The organism is Anaeromassilibacillus sp. SJQ-5, assembly GCF_054108045.1.
On record NZ_JBPJWQ010000001.1, the window covers coordinates 721625 to 738649 of the forward strand.

General features: G+C 52.9%; 16 protein-coding genes. 7 read left to right on the forward strand and 9 right to left on the reverse strand.

Annotated features, from left to right (window positions below; translation table 11 throughout):
- Positions 1-8: 8 nt before the first annotated feature.
- Entirely contained in the window at positions 9-815 is an 807-nt protein-coding gene (locus tag ACSAMM_RS02920; RefSeq protein WP_457789632.1) for a MerR family transcriptional regulator, read from the reverse strand.
- Positions 816-928: 113 nt separating this feature from the next.
- On the opposite strand from ACSAMM_RS02920, the gene ACSAMM_RS02925 reads away from it, so the two are divergent.
- Both ACSAMM_RS02925 and ACSAMM_RS02930 read left to right on the forward strand, forming a co-directional pair.
- On the forward strand, positions 929-2683 hold the full coding sequence (locus ACSAMM_RS02925) for an ABC transporter ATP-binding protein (protein ID WP_457789634.1): 1755 nt from the start codon (positions 929-931) through the stop codon (positions 2681-2683).
- Positions 2670-4487 (forward strand): ABC transporter ATP-binding protein, encoded by a 1818-nt coding sequence (locus tag ACSAMM_RS02930; protein ID WP_457789636.1) that lies wholly within the window; start codon positions 2670-2672, stop codon positions 4485-4487. The genes ACSAMM_RS02925 and ACSAMM_RS02930 overlap by 14 nt, the downstream gene beginning before the upstream one ends.
- 77 nt (positions 4488-4564) lie before the next feature.
- Here ACSAMM_RS02930 and ACSAMM_RS02935 read toward each other — a convergent pair whose 3' ends face one another.
- The 6 genes from ACSAMM_RS02935 to ACSAMM_RS02960 form a co-directional block, all read right to left on the reverse strand.
- On the reverse strand, positions 4565-5455 hold the full coding sequence (locus ACSAMM_RS02935) for a hypothetical protein (RefSeq protein WP_457789638.1): 891 nt from the start codon (positions 5453-5455) through the stop codon (positions 4565-4567).
- A gap of 58 nt (positions 5456-5513) precedes the next feature.
- Positions 5514-7136, reverse strand: coding sequence for a recombinase family protein (locus ACSAMM_RS02940; RefSeq protein ID WP_002584982.1), 1623 nt, complete (start codon positions 7134-7136; stop codon positions 5514-5516).
- A gap of 100 nt (positions 7137-7236) precedes the next feature.
- Positions 7237-7431 carry a hypothetical protein gene (locus tag ACSAMM_RS02945; RefSeq protein WP_002334813.1) on the reverse strand — a complete coding sequence of 65 codons (195 nt, stop codon included), beginning with the start codon at positions 7429-7431 and terminating at the stop codon, positions 7237-7239.
- A gap of 72 nt (positions 7432-7503) precedes the next feature.
- Entirely contained in the window at positions 7504-8448 is a 945-nt protein-coding gene (gene mobV / locus ACSAMM_RS02950; RefSeq protein WP_002584983.1) for a MobV family relaxase, read from the reverse strand.
- Between the two features lie 184 nt (positions 8449-8632).
- Complete coding sequence (locus ACSAMM_RS02955; protein ID WP_002584984.1) at positions 8633-9028, reverse strand: replication initiator protein A; 396 nt, start codon at positions 9026-9028, stop codon at positions 8633-8635.
- A gap of 111 nt (positions 9029-9139) precedes the next feature.
- Positions 9140-9553 (reverse strand): cysteine-rich VLP domain-containing protein, encoded by a 414-nt coding sequence (locus ACSAMM_RS02960; protein WP_002584985.1) that lies wholly within the window; start codon positions 9551-9553, stop codon positions 9140-9142.
- A 311-nt stretch (positions 9554-9864) separates the two neighbouring features.
- On the opposite strand from ACSAMM_RS02960, the gene ACSAMM_RS02965 reads away from it, so the two are divergent.
- The 5 genes from ACSAMM_RS02965 to ACSAMM_RS02985 all read left to right on the forward strand — a co-directional run bounded on the left by ACSAMM_RS02965 (position 9865) and on the right by ACSAMM_RS02985 (position 14728).
- A complete protein-coding gene (locus ACSAMM_RS02965; RefSeq protein ID WP_022616448.1) occupies positions 9865-10587 on the forward strand; it encodes a GNAT family N-acetyltransferase in 723 nt (240 codons plus the stop codon).
- On the forward strand, positions 10588-12027 hold the full coding sequence (locus ACSAMM_RS02970; RefSeq protein ID WP_001028144.1) for a bifunctional aminoglycoside N-acetyltransferase AAC(6')-Ie/aminoglycoside O-phosphotransferase APH(2'')-Ia: 1440 nt from the start codon (positions 10588-10590) through the stop codon (positions 12025-12027).
- 214 nt (positions 12028-12241) lie between these two features.
- Positions 12242-13042, forward strand: a complete 801-nt coding sequence (locus tag ACSAMM_RS02975) for a helix-turn-helix domain-containing protein (protein ID WP_024739815.1) — start codon at positions 12242-12244, stop codon at positions 13040-13042.
- Between the two features lie 120 nt (positions 13043-13162).
- Positions 13163-13696, forward strand: a complete 534-nt coding sequence (locus ACSAMM_RS02980; RefSeq protein ID WP_022616447.1) for a GNAT family N-acetyltransferase — start codon at positions 13163-13165, stop codon at positions 13694-13696.
- Between the two features lie 165 nt (positions 13697-13861).
- Complete coding sequence (locus ACSAMM_RS02985) at positions 13862-14728, forward strand: aminoglycoside 6-adenylyltransferase AadE (protein WP_001255868.1); 867 nt, start codon at positions 13862-13864, stop codon at positions 14726-14728.
- 584 nt (positions 14729-15312) lie between these two features.
- On the opposite strand, the gene ACSAMM_RS02990 is transcribed toward ACSAMM_RS02985, so the two are convergent.
- Both ACSAMM_RS02990 and ACSAMM_RS02995 read right to left on the reverse strand, forming a co-directional pair.
- Positions 15313-15468 carry a helix-turn-helix domain-containing protein gene (locus ACSAMM_RS02990; protein WP_457789645.1) on the reverse strand — a complete coding sequence of 52 codons (156 nt, stop codon included), beginning with the start codon at positions 15466-15468 and terminating at the stop codon, positions 15313-15315.
- 115 nt (positions 15469-15583) lie between these two features.
- The gene (locus ACSAMM_RS02995; protein WP_457789647.1) at positions 15584-16993 is read right to left on the reverse strand and encodes an aminotransferase-like domain-containing protein; all 1410 of its coding nucleotides are present in this window, start codon (positions 16991-16993) and stop codon (positions 15584-15586) included.
- Positions 16994-17025: the final 32 nt, after the last annotated feature.

Below are 17025 nucleotides of genomic sequence, written 5' to 3' on the forward strand. Positions count from 1 at the left end.
CGGGCTTTTCAGCGTTCCGCGGTCACCGGCACCTCCAGATGAACCATGTAGCGCGTCTCATCCTGGACGGACAGCTCGTCGAGAAGATACTCCTCGTAGGCGTCGCCCGCGATGCCAAGCCCCCGATCCCGGATAAAGCGCAGCAGCCTCTCGTAGTAGTCGTCGGACTGCCCCATGGCGCACCGGCCGTAGGCCACGGCGTAGGTTCCCGCCGGCTTATAGGCGTTGTGGCCCCGGCGCACCTTGAAATAATACCGCGCCACGTCGGATAGGTCGGCGGTCTCCATGGCCTGCCGGGCCATGACAGCCCCGAGCGGGAAGCTCAGGTTCACCCCCTGTCCGGCCGCGGCCTCATAGGTCTGCAGCAGGCCGTCGTCCTCCGGCGTTCCGCGCTCCAGCGGGGGCCCCAGGAAAATGGGCTCTCGTTCCTTCTCTGCCAGCAGCAGCGTCCCGTCCTCGTGCCGCAGGGCCTCCGCCGCCATGTCGGCGCGCAGCCGCATCAGCTCCCGCATGGCCCGCAGGCGGTCCATCTCCGCCTGGATGCGTTTGTCCTGCTCGCCGAACAGGGCCAGCATCTGCTGAGGGGAGCGCTCTCCGGCGTACCGCTTGATTTCCTCCAGCCCGACCCCCAAATCCCGCAAATCACTGATGAGATACGCGGTGCTCAGCTGCCGCCTGGAATAATACCGGTATCCGTTTTCCCCCCGCAGCTCGGGCGACAGCAGGCCGATTTGATCGTAGAAGCGCAGATTGGCCGGACGGATACCGGTCAGACGGGCAAACTCCCGGATGGGCATGGTGGATTTCTGGTTCATAATCCCGCGTCCCTTCTTTTTGAAAAAAACCTCTTGACATTCAAGTTACTTTATGGTTTATCATACCACTTAACCGGTCAAAAGGCAAACCGGAAAGGTAACAGGAGGAAACCATGAAGGTCTTAAAGCTGTTTATTCGGCAGCGCCGGGGGAAGGTCGCCCTGACCCTGCTGCTGCTTTTGGGGCAATCGGTGGGCACGCTGCTCATCCCGTATCTCATCGCCGGCGTGGTGGACGACGGGATCCTGGCCGGGGATATGGGGGCCGTGCTGCGCCTGGGCGGCTGGATGCTGGCCGTGTCCCTGCTGTCCGCCGGCGTGGCCGTGTGGGGGAGCTGGTGCTCCGCTGACCTGGCCGCCTTGTTCGGCCGGGATATGCGCGTCCGCCTCTTTCGCAAGAGTCAGGAGCTGTCCGTGCGGGAATTCGACGAGGTGGGCGTCTCCTCCATGGTCACCCGTTCCACCTCCGACATCGCCACCATGCAGACCACCGTGGGCCTGGTGCTGCAGCTGGTCATTCCGGCGCCCATCCTCGCGGCGGCGTCGGTGGGCATGACCATTCACGCCAGCCCCCGCCTGGCGCTGGTGCTGATTGTCAGCGTGGCGGTTTTCCTTGCCTTCGCGGCCCTGATGCTCAAGCTCTCCGGCCGACTCTCCCGGCAGATCCAGGTTCGCTTGGATCGGATTAACCAGGTGGTGCGGGAGGCGGTTACCGGCACCCGCGTCATCCGGGCCTTCGGCAACGAGGACTATGAGGCGGAGCGATCCGGCCGGGCCTATCGGGATTACGCGGATACCATGATCCGTCTGAATAAGCTGTTCGCCGTGGTGAATCCCGCCGTGTGGCTGCTCGTCGGCCTGTGCATGGCCGCCGTGGTCTGGCTGGGCGGCACCCTGGCCGTCGGCGGCCGGCTGGAGGTGGGGCAGATTACGGCCGTGGCCGAATACGCCATCCTCACCCTCAGCTACCTCATCATGGCCGCCGCCATCAGCGCCTCCCTGCCCAAAATGCGATCCTGCCTCGATCGGCTGGAGGAGGTGCTGGAGATGGAGCCCGCCATCCGGGAGCCCGCCGCGCCCCATGAGACGGGGCGGAAGGACGCGCCCACCGTCTCCTTCGAGCATGTGACCTTCGCCTATCCCGGCGCGGAGGAAGCGGTTATCCGGGATCTGAGCTTCCAATGCCGCGCGGGGGAGACCACCGCCGTCATCGGGGGCACCGGGGCGGGGAAGAGCACCGTGGCTGAGCTGCTGCTACGCCTGCACGACGTGGACGCGGGCGTCGTCCGCCTGAACGGGGCGGATGTCCGCACCCTGTCCCAGCGCCGCCTGCGGGACGCCGTGGGCTGCGTGCCCCAGAAGGCGTTCCTGTTCAGCGGCACCATCGCGGACAATCTGCGCATGGGCCGGGAGGACGCCACGGACGAGGAGCTCTGGCAGGCTCTTCGGATAGCCCAGGCGGAGAGCTTCGTCTCCCGGCTGCCTCTGCAGCTGCAGGCGCCGGTGGCCCAGGGCGGCGCCAACTTCTCCGGCGGCCAGCGGCAGCGGCTCGCGATAGCCCGCGCCCTGGTCAAGCAGGCGGATGTGTACGTGTTCGACGACAGCTTTTCCGCCCTGGACGTGAAAACCGACGCGGCCCTGCGCCGGGCCCTGACCGCCTACGGCACGAGCGCCGCCAAGCTGATCATCGCCCAGCGGGTCAGCACCATTCTGGACGCCGATCAGATCCTGGTGCTGGACGAGGGGCGGCTGGTGGGCCGGGGCCGGCATGAGGAGCTGCTCGAAACCTGTGAGATTTACCGCGCCATCGTACGCAGCCAAACGCAGCAAAAGGATTCCCAAGGAGGCGGAACACATGAAGAAGAATAAGACGAGGGACGACCTCTATATGGAGGATGTGCCTCAGAATACCAAAGCCACCGTCCGGCGGCTGCTGTCCCGCCTGGGCCGGCAGAAGGGCCGGCTGCTGGTGGTTACCGCCGCCACCCTGCTGTCCAGCGCGGCCTACGCCGCCATCCCCCTGCTGGTGGGCATGGCGCTGGATAACCTTCTCGCCGTGCTGCGCGGCGGCGCATCCGCCGAACAGAAGCTGTCCCTGGCGGCCGGGGCGCTTTTCCTGCCGGTGCTGCTCCTGCTGGCGGCCTCGGCGGCCAGCTCTTTGCTCGCCTATGTGCAGCAGTATGTCATCGCCAGCGTCGGGGAGGAGCTGACCCTGTCCCTGCGGCAGGATATCAGCCGCAAGCTGGGCCGCCTGCCCCTGCGCTACTTCGATTCCCATAAGACGGGGGATATCCTCAGCCGGATCACCAACGATCTCGAAAAGGTGTCCTCCGTCATGCAGGTGGGGCTGATGCAGCTCATCTCCTCCGCCTTCACCATTCTGCTCACCTGCGTCATCATGCTGATCCTCAGCCCCCTGCTGTTCCTCGTCACCCTGGTGTCGGTGCTGGTCTGCGCCGTGGCCACCAAATATGTCTCCCGCTGGAGCCAGCGCTGCTACGCGGAGAATATGGCCGCCATGGGCGCCCTGAGCGCCAAGGTGGAGGAGCTGTATGCCGGCAACCGGGTGATCAAGGTGTTCTCCCGGCAGGAGGAGGCCGTCGGGGAGGTGTCCGCCCTGAACCAGGCCCAGTTCGAGGCCAACCGGCGGGCCCAGTTCGCGGATTTCGCCATCTACCCCTCCATCCGGCTGCTCAACCAGCTGGGCTTCGTGGCCGTCGCCGTGGCGGGCGGGCTGTCCGCCCTGGCCGGCGGGATGACTCTAGGCGGCGTGCAGGCCTTTCTGCAGTACGTCAATCAGATTTCCGAGCCGGTGACCCAGGCCTCCTATGTCATCACCTCCCTGCAGGCCGCCATCGCCGGGGCCGAGCGGGTGTTCGCCCTGCTGGACGAGGAGGAGGAGCGGCCGGATCCCGCCGGGCTCCCCGCCCCCCTGACCGAGGGCCGGGTGGCCTTTCGCGGCGTCCGCTTCGGCTATACGCCGGATCGCCTGCTCATGCGGGACGTGAACCTGGAGGTGCGCCCGGGCGACATGGTGGCCATCGTCGGCCCCACCGGGGGCGGCAAAACCACCCTCATCAACCTGCTCATGCGGTTTTATGAGCTGAATGGCGGCGTGATCGAGGTCGACGGGCAGGACATCTCCGCCCTGCCGCGGGCCGCGCTGCGCCGCCATATCGGCATGGTGCTGCAGGATACTTGGCTGTTCGAGGGCACGGTGGCGGAGAACATCGCCTACGGCCGGATGGACGCGACCCGCGAGGAGATCGTGGCCGCCGCCCGGGCCGCCTGCTGCGATCACTTCATCCGCACCCTGCCGGCGGGCTACGACACCGTCATTTCCGGCGAGGCCTCCCACCTGTCTCAGGGCCAGATGCAGCTGCTCACCATCGCCCGCGCCATGCTGACCGACCCCGCCATCCTGATCCTCGACGAAGCCACCTCCAGCGTGGACACCCGCACCGAGGTGGAGATCCAAAAGGCCATGACCCGCCTGATGAAGGGCAAGACCAGCTTCGTCATCGCCCACCGGCTCTCTACCATCCGCAGCGCGGATCTCATCCTGGTGGTGCGGGACGGCGATATCGTCGAGCGTGGCAGCCACGAAACGCTCTTAGCAAAGCAGGGCTTCTACGCCTCCCTGTACAACAGCCAGTTCGAAGCCGCGGGATAAAAGGGCGGCTGCCCTGCCGCCCCGCGAATGCCCCATGAAAAAAGCCCGGTGCGTCTCTCCGACGCGCCGGGCTTTTTTCATGCCGATTGGTTCCTTTTCCGCCGCGATACGGCCACCGCCAGCCCGATGATCAGCAGTACCAGCGCCGCCGCCAGCAGGCAGACGAAGGTCAGCCGGTTGCCGGTGATGCTGCCGTCGATGCCGTCGTGCAGCAGCCCGCCCTCCCAATGGAAATAGGAGGCGAAGGTGATGCCGGTCGCTCCCGGCCCCGCCAGCGCGGTGGCCAGCCAGGTGCCGCCCGGCATCGCCGCCGCGGCCAGCAGCGTGAACAGCCCCGCTTTGATGCACCCGTTAACCGGCGTCCACCGGGCCACCGCGAACACCGCCCACACAAAGGCGTAGCTGAAGGCCGTGATGGGGAAGGCCAGCCGCAGCAGCCAGTCCCCGCCCGTGACCAGGCAGATGACCGCCAGCAGCCCGAAGGTCCACACGGTCAGTATTCCCAGGCTCAGCTCCAGCCGGTGCTTCGGGTAGAACCGCCACTGGGCGTACAGCCCCCAGGGCAGCGCCAGACACGCCGCCACAATGGAAAAGCCGGCGCCCAGCCAGCCCCCGCCCGTGTACAGCCCGCAGGTCAGAATCAGCAGCAGCAGGCTCCCCGTCGCGGCGCTCAGGCTGATGACCGCCCGCTCCCGCTTGAGGAACACCGGCAGAGAGGTCAGGCTGAACGCCAGCAGCAGGGAGGTCAGCACGATAAAGAACCAGTCGAGGCGATGCCCCACCGCCAGATTGCAGATAAAGCAGGTCAGCAGCGCGACGGCGTACCCGCCGCACAGCGTGCCCTGTCCGATAAGCGTCAGCCGCCGCCAATGCTTCGCGTCCCGCTTCTGCCGGCGGTGCTGCAGGTCGTCGCAGGCGGTGAAAAACTCGTGCTCCGTGATGCCCAGCAGCCGGCAGACCTCGGGCACCAGCGCGATGTCCGGATAGGACAGCCCGGTATCACATAGTTAAAGATATTGGTATCATTCAATCAATTTTGCCGATAAAGCGGTAGAAGATTTCTACCTCCTGTTCCCGGCTTCCGTCCTCACCTTTGACCGCTTCATGGACAACGATTTTTTCAATCAGCATATTCAAAAGTTCGGCGGTCAGTTCTGTTGGATTGACGCACTCTTTCATCAAGGCAATCCATTTTTCTGCGTCTACGGCGTTCTGGCTTTCAGTGGCGATAGCGGATTGAAGCTGTTCAATCTTTTCGTCCAGTTCAGCCTGTTCGCTTTGGTACTTCCCGGACAGCATAGAGAAGTTGTATTCCGTGATACGCCCCGCCGCCCAGTCCTCATACATCCGGGCAAACAAAGTATCGACTTCGGCTTTTCGCTTCTCTGCCTTTTTCAGTTCTGCGGCCTGCTTCTTTCTTGCGGCAGCCTGTCCCTTATCAGTGGCATTTAACAGCTGCTTCAAGAGCCGTTCTTCATCATGCTGTACCAGCCCCGACCAGTATTGCAGACGGGAGAGGACATAGGCATAAAGCACATCATAACGGATATAGTGCATGGAGCATTGGCGTGTGCCCTGCCCGTACTTGCTACAATGATAATGGCCGTAAGGCTTGCTGTTCTGCCTGTTCTCCCCATAGGACAGCGACCAGCCGCAATCCGCACATTTTACCAATCCGGAAAAAATCTGCGTTGTACCATCCTTGCACTTCCTGCGGCGGTTTGCTATCTGCTCCTGTACCTGCCGGAAAACCTGCTCGCTGATAATCGGCTCCTGCGTGTTCTCCACCCGCACCCATTCACTTTGGGGCTTGCGTACCCTCCGCTTGTTCTTAAAGGAAATGTTCGTTTCCCGGTAATGAATGGTATGGCCGATATAGGTTTCGTCTTTCATAATGCTCTTGACCTGGGCTATCGTCCATGCGTAGCTTTTTTCCTCCGGCGCACCCGCATAGATGTTTGCAAAAGTCCCGTCACGCTGGAAGTTGATAAATCCCGGTGTGGGAACCTTTTCCGCAATCAGTATTCTTGTGATACTGGCCGCCCCTCTGCCATGAATAGCAAGGTCAAAAATCTTCTCCACTATCCAGCGGGTTTCCTCGTCGATTATCAGCTTGTTTTTGATTTCCGGGTGTTTCCTGTACCCGATGGGAGCATAGGCGCCGATACGCTGTCCTGTGGCAAACTTTGCTTTGAAAGCGGCCTTTACCTTGCGGCTTGTATCTTTCGCAAACCATTCATTGAACAGGTTTTTGAACGGGACAAAATCGGAAAGCCCTTTCTCTGTGTCCTCATTCTCCGCAACGGCGATGTAGCGAACCCGTTTCTCCGGGAACAGAAATTCCAGATAGTAGTCCATCATCACATGTTCCCGCCCGAAACGGGACAGGTCTTTCGTGACAATGCAGTTTACTTTTCCGGCTTCCATATCGTCCATCATGCGCTGAAAATCCGGCCGTTCAAAGTTCGTCCCCGACCAGCCATCGTCCACATACTCACCGACTACATGAAGCCCCTGTTCCTTTGCGTACTGTTGCAGGATTGTCCGCTGTGTTTCAATGCTTACGCTGTCACCATAGTTTTCATCGTCCCGGCTCAATCTCATATAAAGCGCCGTGTTGTAAATCGTAGTATTGTAAGGTTGTTTCACCGTTAAAAATCCTCCTTCTAAAGAAACAACCCACGCTTACAATACTTTTGCTCTATGGCAATTATATCATAAGCGTGGGCGTGTTATCAATGATGGGCTATCAGGTTGAAGCGGCTTTTTCTGCGGTATGCCGCACCACATCTACAATCAGATCACCGAGGGGCTTCCCGCCTGCGGCGAAGTGTTCGGAGATTTTTATACGGTTGTTCCCACATACAAAATACTGCGTGCCGTTCTCTGCTTGTATGACCTGCCCTGTCCGGGGTGTGAAAATATCGCTTTCGCTTTTTGCCATCCAGTGTCCTCCATATTCAGTTTTCAAGGTACAATGCCGCACAAAGGCGGCGAAAATTTCTGCTTATATCTATCACCTTTCCTTTACCGTGTGCCGCTGCTGCCGTTTCAGTTCCGCCAGTATATCCGGCGGGATACGGTCAACCAGCCGCTGTAAATTGTCCAGTTCGCTTTTCAGCTTTGCCCGTTCCATCGTATCTTTCATCTTTCCTTTTTCGCTGGCCTTTGCCCTTGCTTCCAGCTTCTCATTCTCCGCCAACAGGTCATTGATTGTGACCTTGTACTTTTTCAGTTGCCCGGAGAAGTTCTCCATCTGCGGGAACCACTTTTTCAGCATGGAGAGGGCTTCCTCTTTTTTCTTTCCGGCGTTCAGCGGGTTAATGCCGTCAAGGGCGGCTTCAATGGCTCTTGCCTGCCGGGAGAGGGAAACCGCCTGTTTGAAAATCCGGGTGGGGATATGCTTCCGGCCTGTCTTGCTGGCACTTTCCCCACGCTCCAAGTCGGGATATTTCTCCACCATATAGGCGTGAAAATCGTCCTGCCACTTCGTCAGGTTTGCCCGGTTGCCGATAATCTCCTTAGCGCACAGGCGGTTGTCCTTTGTCAGCGGAACAAAGGTCAAATGCAGGTGGGGCGTTTTCTCGTCCATGTGTACCACCGCCGACACGATATTTTCCCGTCCTACCCGGCCAATGAGGAAATCTGCCGCCCTTTGGAAGAACGCCTGTATCTCTTTTGGGGATTTCCCCTTGAAGAACTCCGGGCTGGCGGTTATCAGCGTATCGACAAACCGTGTGCTGTCTTTCCTCGTCCGGCATCCAGCCTGCTCGATACGGCTCTGAATGAAGTGGTAATAGCGTCCCTCCGGCTTGACGATATGGAAGTTGTATTTACTCCGGCTTGTGTCAATGTCGGGGTTGCTGGCGTATTGTTCTTTCTGTCTTTCGTGATGGGCTTCCAGCGGCCTTGCCGGGTTGCCCTTGTGCTTCTCAAACCGCAAAATTGCGTGTTGTGCCATTCTGCTCCTTTCCCCATTCCTTTCCTATCCGGGGTTTTCCACAGGGAAAATCCCGCCGGAATTATCTCTGATACGATAGGAATGGAATGGATATAAATAAATCATTTTAATCTTTGTATTTCTATATACCGTCCGGTTTTCGTACTTCAAGAGGGGCGGTTTCCGTACTTCATGGGTACGGTTTTCAGTCCTCCGGCGTACCAGAACGGGATTTCTTGAAGTCAGTGTTTGGAACCGCTTCATAGGATTTTGGGAAAATGCGGTTGGGTTTTCCACAGCCCTGCTTCTGGATTTCCACCAGTCCGGCGTATTGCAGTTCCCGCAGGGTGTTCACCGCTTTCTGCCGCCCACAGTGGAGCAGGTCAACCACCTCGCAGATGGGGTAATACAGGAAAATCCGTCCGCAGTCATCCGCCCACCCATTCTTGCGGGACAACTCTGTCCGGCGCAGGATAAAGGCGTACAGAACCTTTGCCTCGTTGGACAGGGGCTTGAATGTGGGGGCTTCAAAGAGGAAATTCGGGAGCCGGGTGAAGCTGAACGCCTTTTCCGGCTGATGGATATAGATGGTATTTGTCATAGTGCGTTTTGTGGACGGTTAGAAGCCCGTTTTCCGGGGCGGGCGATACTTTATACCACCTGCCCCGGTTTGGGGCTTGCAAAGCCTGATAAATCAAGGCTTTTTTCGCTCCTAACTGTCCACAGCAGACCTCCTTTTCCGTTCACTTTCTGTTTTCTGCCGCCTGTGAACTCTGGCGGCACAGCCGGGGCAGTATTTTGCCCGGTTGGATTTGGGGACGAACACACCGCCGCAGACCACACAGCGTTTCAAGTCCTTATCCCGGAAAATCTCCGCTTCCAGCGTCCCGTCCAGCGGCAAGACCGCCCAGCGGAACCACTTACAGCAGACCGAGAAAGAAACCGTCTGCGGGCAGGTGCAGGTGTCCCCATCGTCAAGGACAATGCAGTTGCCGTCCTCACAGCAACAGCACTCCCGGCGTATCAGGCTGGCCGCCTGTTTCCTCTGTGCCGGTGTCATGCGGTAAAGGGAACCGTCCGGCCTGCGTTCCAGCGGCGGCAAGTCTTTATAGGGGTTATTTCTCATGCGTTCCCTCCATTTTGCTTTCCGTTGCCGTTTTCCCCGAAAGGATTTCCAGCTTTGGCACGCTCCCCGCAGCTTCGGGACATTTTGTCCCGAAGTCCGGTTCCTTGCGGTGCTTCCCCAGCCGGGGTATTCCTTTTCGGACGGTCATTCTGTTTTCAAGGTGCTGTCCATCGATGAACTATCCTAAGTCTACACCTAAATAACCGCCCGTCCCGTATATCCAAGAGGTAGGAAATCCGCCCGGAAAACTCCCTATTTCCACGCTCTCGGAATTGTGGTATAATGGAAGAAAATATGAGGGAGGAGAATTTTTGAACATAATTAGACTGTCAAAGGAGCACATTGAGGAATGTGCAGATTTATTTATTGATGTGTTCACAAAAGCCCCCTGGAATGATACATACAATTCCAAAGGGCAGGTGATAAGTTATTTTCAAAACTACATAAACAATAACTACTTTGTAGGGTATGGCTTAAAAGACCAAAACTGTATGATTGCTATCAGCGTGGGAATGAAGAAACCATGGATTAACGGAATGGAATATTATATCGACCAGTTTTGTGTAAAGACTGACTTGCAAGGGAAAGGGATTGGAAGTTATTTTTTGAAATTGATTGAAAATGAGATACAGACAGAAAAAATGGAAGAAGTTTTAATTGATGATAATATGGTTTTTGATATTGATAATTTAAAAGGATTTCTTAATGATACCAGTTCATTTGGGTTTATAGCTAAAGAAAATAATAAAATTATAGGATTTGCATATTGCTATACACTTTTAAGACCTGATGGAAAAACAATGTTTTATTTACACTCAATAGGAATGTTACCTAACTATCAAGACAAAGGTTATGGTTCAAAATTATTATCTTTTATTAAGGAATATTCTAAAGAGATTGGTTGTTCTGAAATGTTTTTAATAACTGATAAAGGTAATCCTAGAGCTTGCCATGTATATGAAAAATTAGGTGGTAAAAATGATTATAAAGATGAAATAGTATATGTATATGATTATGAAAAAGGTGATAAATAAATGAATATAGTTGAAAATGAAATATGTATAAGAACTTTAATAGATGATGATTTTCCTTTGATGTTAAAATGGTTAACTGATGAAAGAGTATTAGAATTTTATGGTGGTAGAGATAAAAAATATACATTAGAATCATTAAAAAAACATTATACAGAGCCTTGGGAAGATGAAGTTTTTAGAGTAATTATTGAATATAACAATGTTCCTATTGGATATGGACAAATATATAAAATGTATGATGAGTTATATACTGATTATCATTATCCAAAAACTGATGAGATAGTCTATGGTATGGATCAATTTATAGGAGAGCCAAATTATTGGAGTAAAGGAATTGGTACAAGATATATTAAATTGATTTTTGAATTTTTGAAAAAAGAAAGAAATGCTAATGCAGTTATTTTAGACCCTCATAAAAATAATCCAAGAGCAATAAGGGCATACCAAAAATCTGGTTTTAGAATTATTGAAGATTTGCCAGAACATGAATTACACGAGGGCAAAAAAGAAGATTGTTATTTAATGGAATATAGATATGATGATAATGCCACAAATGTTAAGGCAATGAAATATTTAATTGAGCATTACTTTGATAATTTCAAAGTAGATAGTATTGAAATAATCGGTAGTGGTTATGATAGTGTGGCATATTTAGTTAATAATGAATACATTTTTAAAACAAAATTTAGTACTAATAAGAAAAAAGGTTATGCAAAAGAAAAAGCAATATATAATTTTTTAAATACAAATTTAGAAACTAATGTAAAAATTCCTAATATTGAATATTCGTATATTAGTGATGAATTATCTATACTAGGTTATAAAGAAATTAAAGGAACTTTTTTAACACCAGAAATTTATTCTACTATGTCAGAAGAAGAACAAAATTTGTTAAAACGAGATATTGCCAGTTTTTTAAGACAAATGCACGGTTTAGATTATACAGATATTAGTGAATGTACTATTGATAATAAACAAAATGTATTAGAAGAGTATATATTGTTGCGTGAAACTATTTATAATGATTTAACTGATATAGAAAAAGATTATATAGAAAGTTTTATGGAAAGACTAAATGCAACAACAGTTTTTGAGGGTAAAAAGTGTTTATGCCATAATGATTTTAGTTGTAATCATCTATTGTTAGATGGCAATAATAGATTAACTGGAATAATTGATTTTGGAGATTCTGGAATTATAGATGAATATTGTGATTTTATATACTTACTTGAAGATAGTGAAGAAGAAATAGGAACAAATTTTGGAGAAGATATATTAAGAATGTATGGAAATATAGATATTGAGAAAGCAAAAGAATATCAAGATATAGTTGAAGAATATTATCCTATTGAAACTATTGTTTATGGAATTAAAAATATTAAACAGGAATTTATCGAAAATGGTAGAAAAGAAATTTATAAAAGGACTTATAAAGATTGATTATATAATATATGAAAAGCTATTATAAAAGACATTAGTATTAAATAGTTTAAAAAAATGAAAAATAATAAAGGAAGTGAACGCAATCATTTTGAATACTGAACGAGGTTTTCCGGCCGAAAAATTTTATAAGAAAAACGGCTTCCAATCAGTTGATGAACTTATTACTCTCACAAAATAAATATCGGCCGCTTAAGCGGATGAGGAGGAGAGCATGGAACTATCCATACAAGAACGATTGAAAGACCTGCGTGTAGAGCGTGGGCTGACGCTGGAACAGCTTGCGGAGCAGACCCACCTCTCCAAGTCTGCTTTAGGCAGTTATGAGGGGGACAATCTCAAGGACATCAGCCATTATGCCCTTATTGAGTTGGCAAAGTTTTACGAAGTGACCGTTGATTATCTGCTGGGCCGTTCTCAAACAAGAAATCACCCAAACGCCGATCTTGCAGACCTGCATTTGAGTGATGACATGATTGAACTATTAAAAAGCGGGCTGGTGGACAATTCTCTTTTGTGTGAACTGGCGACCCACCCGGATTTTCCCCGGCTCATGGCCGACCTTGAAATCTATGTGAACGGCGTGGCAGGAAAACAGGTGCAGAGCGCAAACGCCATTGTGGACGCTGTGAGTGCAACAATTATGAAACAACACAATCCCGGCTTGACTGACCCGCAGCTGCGACAGCTTATCGCCGCCCATATTGACGACGACAGCTTTTGCCGCTATGTGATACAGCAGGACATAAACAAGATAGCCCTCGACCTGCGGGAAGCCCATAAGGACGATTTTTTCAGTGTCCCAGAGGACAACCCACTGGAAGATTTCTTGCAGACCGCAGAGGAAACCACCAGAGAGGACAGCGACCCGGAGCAGGCGGCTATGATGTTTATCTGCAAGCGGCTCAAACTGAATTACAAGAAGCTGTTCGAGGAAGAAAAGAAATGGCTAAAAAGAATTGCACAAAAGTCTGACTTGCTGAAAAATCCAAAGCCCCAGCGGGGAAGAAAGTAGGAGAACGGAAAATCGAGATTTGGAGTGGTGAACTATGAAACTATTTGATTGGGGTGGGAGAGAATAAAGACATACTTCTTTGATGAACCAGACTATAAAATTTAAGGAGAGCAAGGAAGTATGAACACAATAAAATTAAGACCAATCATTACCGTTGAAGAAAAAAACACATTTGTAAGTGAAATACAAGAGGCTTTTCAAATTTCTTATGTGTCAGAGTTTGGAGAATTTGAAAAGCAAGTTCTTCCCACGGAAGATATAGAAGAATCTTTTAACGCAAAAGGCGCTGAAGCATATATCGCAGAAATTGGCGGAGAAAGAATCGGCGGAGCAGTCATTGTAATAGATGATAAGACCGGCTACAACTCACTTCATCTTTTATATGTGAAATCAAGCGCACAAAATGCTGGAAATGGATTTAAGATATGGAAAGCGATTGAAGAACTACATCCTGAAACAAGAATTTGGGAGACGCATACCCCATATTACGATAAGCGGAACATTCATTTTTATGTAAATCGTTGTGGTTTCAAGATTGTAGAATTTTTTAATCCTAAGCACAAAGACCCACACCAAATAAGTGAAAGCGCAGGCAACATACCAAAAGAGAACAATTATTTCTTTAGATTTGAAAAAGAAATGAAATCCAGATAGTAATTTATCGGAGGATAGCAAAGCCAGCCGAGCCAGTCAACGGTCAAGATGAACGGCGCATACGCGCCGCCGTTGACAGCCCCGCCCGCCTTTGCTGATGAGCAATCAAGGCGGGAAAGCCCTAAAATGGCTTCACACCTATTTCAATAATTGGAGGAGATAAAAATGAGATCAGAAAAGGAAGTTTATGATATTGTTTTGAATTTTGCAAAAACAGACAAACGCATTCGCATGGTTACTTTGGAAGGATCTAGAACAAATACAAATATTCCGCCTGATGATTTTCAGGATTTTGATATTACTTTTTTTGTTACGGATATGGACAGCTTCACAAGTGATGATAAATGGCTAGATATATTTGGTGAAAGGTTGATTCTGCAAAAGCCGGAAGATATGGAATTATTTCCAGCTGTAGAAAAGGGATTTTCATATTTAATGCTGTTTACTGATGATGTTAAGATAGATTTAACTTTGCTGCCGCTGGAACTGATAGACGAGTATTTTACATGGGATAAACTGGTAAAGTTACTGTTGGATAAAGACAACCGTATCGTAAAGCCGCCAATACCAACGGATATAGACTACCACTTGCAGAAGCCTACTCAAAGAATGTTTGACGATTGCTGTAATGAATTTTGGAATACTACAACATATGTAGTAAAGGGCTTATGCCGCAAAGAAATTCTTTTTGCTATTGACCATATGAATGATATAGTACGAAAAGAATTGCTTCGCATGATTTCCTGGCTGATTGGTATCAAACAGGGATTTCATTTCAGTTTGGGAAAAAACTATAAATTTATGAAGCAATATGTCCCAGAGGAATTGTGGGAACGACTTATGTCCACTTATAATATGGATTCCTATCCCCATATGTGGGAATCCTTTGAACAATGTATGGCATTGTTCCGGGAGGTTTCGTCAGAAGTGGCATGCCAGTTGGATTACCAGTATCCACTATATGATGAAAAAATCAGTAATTATGTGATTCGGCAAAAGAAAAAATATGGCATTGAAGATGATAACAAATAAAATTTTTTCAATCGAAAAAATTTATTTTGATTATTCAATTTTGAAAAACTGAATACCTCAAAATCAGAAAGAGCGCGGACAAGCACTTTGAGGGATTGGCCGCCTTGTCCACCCATTCAGTGGGACGGCGGGTGGCGGTCAAGGCCGGGTGTAAACCCGTTCATTTCAGCCTTGACGGTTACCCGCTGTCCTGTTACTTTTCCGGGAGTGTAGCCACAACTTCGGGACACTTTGTCCACAAGTCGGAGCGTAGGACGAGGGACGGGGGCTTTCATATACGCCCTGTCTGCTGATGAAAACAGACCTGCGCTTGCGGCTCCACGCCACACAAGCACAGTCCTGTTTTCCTGCCGCCCCTCCCCGGCGGCAACGGCATTTTCACGGCAACGCCGACAGAGCGTATAACACACTACACTTTGCTTCGCAAAGTCGTGTGCCAAATGGGGGCGTTGCCCCCTTTGGAAACCCCCACAAGAAAAGGCGGTACGCTACCCCTCTACGGGGCGCATACCGCCTTTTCTTGTTATCCAGCCCTCCGGCTGTATCGGTTGAGCAAAAGTCAGCGTGGGAATGGTGTGGTATCTTTATCTAAGTGAATCCCCCCGCTCCCATTTGGAAACGGTGGTGTGGGTGACGTACAGCTGCCGGGCCAGCTCCTCCTGGGTCATGCCGGCCGCCTTGCGCTTGGCGGCGATGAAGGCGGCGAAGGTCTGCTTGTTCAGACCGGTGGTGGTTTCCATGGCGATCGTCCTTCCGTTTTGGGATGCCCTCATTGTAGCCTCCCGGTTTCCGGCCTGTCAAGAAAACCGGCTGTTTTCGCGGCTCGACCGTCGCGCCAGCCCCGTATTTCCCGGGTTATACCAGAATATCCAGGCCTCCCCGCGCCCCGGCCCCCTCCTCGAGCAGCCCCTTGACCGTCCGCAGCCCCCGGCTCAGCTCCTCCTCGCTTTGCGGGGAGGATATGGCCAGGCGCACGAACGCCTCCGGCCGCCGGGCCCCCACCGCGAACCGGCGGGAGGCGAGCAGGTGCACCCCGCGCTCCCGCGCCGCCTGCTCGAGGCGATCCCCGTCCATCCCTTCCGGCAGGGGCAGCCACTTGAAAAACGCGGGCCGCCCGTCGTCGTGGGGGAACACCCGCCGGTACACCGCGGCCCGTTCGGCGGCCAGCGCCTTTTTCCTCTCCACAATCTCCTCCGCCCGCCCGTCCAGGATAAGCTGGGCGATGATCTCCGCGTTGAAGGACACGGTCTTTAGATTGATGGTGGTCACCCCGGAGGCCAGATGGGCGCGGAACGCCTCGGGAAACGCCAGGAACGCCACCCGCAGCCCGGCGCACAGCGACTTGGAGGTGCCGCAGATGTAAACCGTCCGGTCGGGGATGGCCGCGGCCAGCGGCCGGAACTCCCGGGGCAGCAGGAACGCGTAAGCGTCGTCCTCCACCAGGATCAGCCCATGCCGCTCAATCACCCGGGCCAGCGCCTCCCGCCGCTCCATGGGCATGACAATCCCCATGGGGTTGCTGCACGACGGCATGAGGTACACCCCGCTTATCCCGCTCTGCCGGCAGAGCGTGTCCAGCGCCTGCGGCTTCATGCCGTCCTCGTCCCCCTCCACCGCCACCAGCTGGATGTGCAGGAAGCTGGCCAGCCCGATGAAATTGGGATAGGTGTAGGGATCCACCGCGATTTTGTCCCCCGCCTTGAACAGGGAAATCAGCGAGACGGCCAGCGCGTTCTGAGAGCCCGCCGCGATCAGCAGGTTGTCCGGCCGCGCCTGCACATGGAAGCGGCGCAGCCAAGCCTCGGCCGCCGTCAGCTGGTGGGAATTTCCCGCCGCCTGGCCGTACTCCAGCAGCCGGGTGGCCTCCGGCCTCTCCAGCACCGCCCGCGCCGCCTCCAGGATGGCGGCGTTCACCTGATAGAACGGCTTGATCATCCCCAGCTCGATGAACGCCTCCGGCGCCTTCTCGTGAAAGGGCAGGTTCTTGGTGCGGGCGTTGGGGGCGACGAAGGTGCCCCGCCCCACCACCGCGTACAGCAGCCCCTTGAGCTCGCAGACCTTGTAGGCCCGGGTGATGGTGCTCAGGTTCACGTCCAGAAAATCCGCCAGCTCCCGCTGGGGCGGCAGCCGGGTGTCGGCGGGCAGCGCCCCCGACAGGATGTCCTCCTCCAGCGCCCCGGCGATGGACTGGTAAAACGGCGCGGCCAGCCGGGCCTTGTCCGGCTTCCACGCCATGGGGTAATCGTCAAAAGAATTGACCGGCATCCGCCATCCCTCCTAGAAAATTGTATGCATGA

Coding starts and splice junctions, on each gene's coding strand:
- ACSAMM_RS02920 (WP_457789632.1), bottom strand. CDS start 815: ATGAACCAGAAATCCACCATGCCCATCCGGGAGTTTGCCCGTCTGACC.
- ACSAMM_RS02925 (WP_457789634.1), top strand. CDS start 929: ATGAAGGTCTTAAAGCTGTTTATTCGGCAGCGCCGGGGGAAGGTCGCC.
- ACSAMM_RS02930 (WP_457789636.1), top strand. CDS start 2,670: ATGAAGAAGAATAAGACGAGGGACGACCTCTATATGGAGGATGTGCCT.
- ACSAMM_RS02945 (WP_002334813.1), bottom strand. CDS start 7,431: ATGGCAAAAAGCGAAAGCGATATTTTCACACCCCGGACAGGGCAGGTC.
- mobV (WP_002584983.1), bottom strand. CDS start 8,448: ATGGCACAACACGCAATTTTGCGGTTTGAGAAGCACAAGGGCAACCCG.
- ACSAMM_RS02955 (WP_002584984.1), bottom strand. CDS start 9,028: ATGACAAATACCATCTATATCCATCAGCCGGAAAAGGCGTTCAGCTTC.
- ACSAMM_RS02960 (WP_002584985.1), bottom strand. CDS start 9,553: ATGAGAAATAACCCCTATAAAGACTTGCCGCCGCTGGAACGCAGGCCG.
- ACSAMM_RS02970 (WP_001028144.1), top strand. CDS start 10,588: ATGAATATAGTTGAAAATGAAATATGTATAAGAACTTTAATAGATGAT.
- ACSAMM_RS02975 (WP_024739815.1), top strand. CDS start 12,242: ATGGAACTATCCATACAAGAACGATTGAAAGACCTGCGTGTAGAGCGT.
- ACSAMM_RS02980 (WP_022616447.1), top strand. CDS start 13,163: ATGAACACAATAAAATTAAGACCAATCATTACCGTTGAAGAAAAAAAC.
- ACSAMM_RS02985 (WP_001255868.1), top strand. CDS start 13,862: ATGAGATCAGAAAAGGAAGTTTATGATATTGTTTTGAATTTTGCAAAA.
- ACSAMM_RS02990 (WP_457789645.1), bottom strand. CDS start 15,468: ATGGAAACCACCACCGGTCTGAACAAGCAGACCTTCGCCGCCTTCATC.
- ACSAMM_RS02995 (WP_457789647.1), bottom strand. CDS start 16,993: ATGCCGGTCAATTCTTTTGACGATTACCCCATGGCGTGGAAGCCGGAC.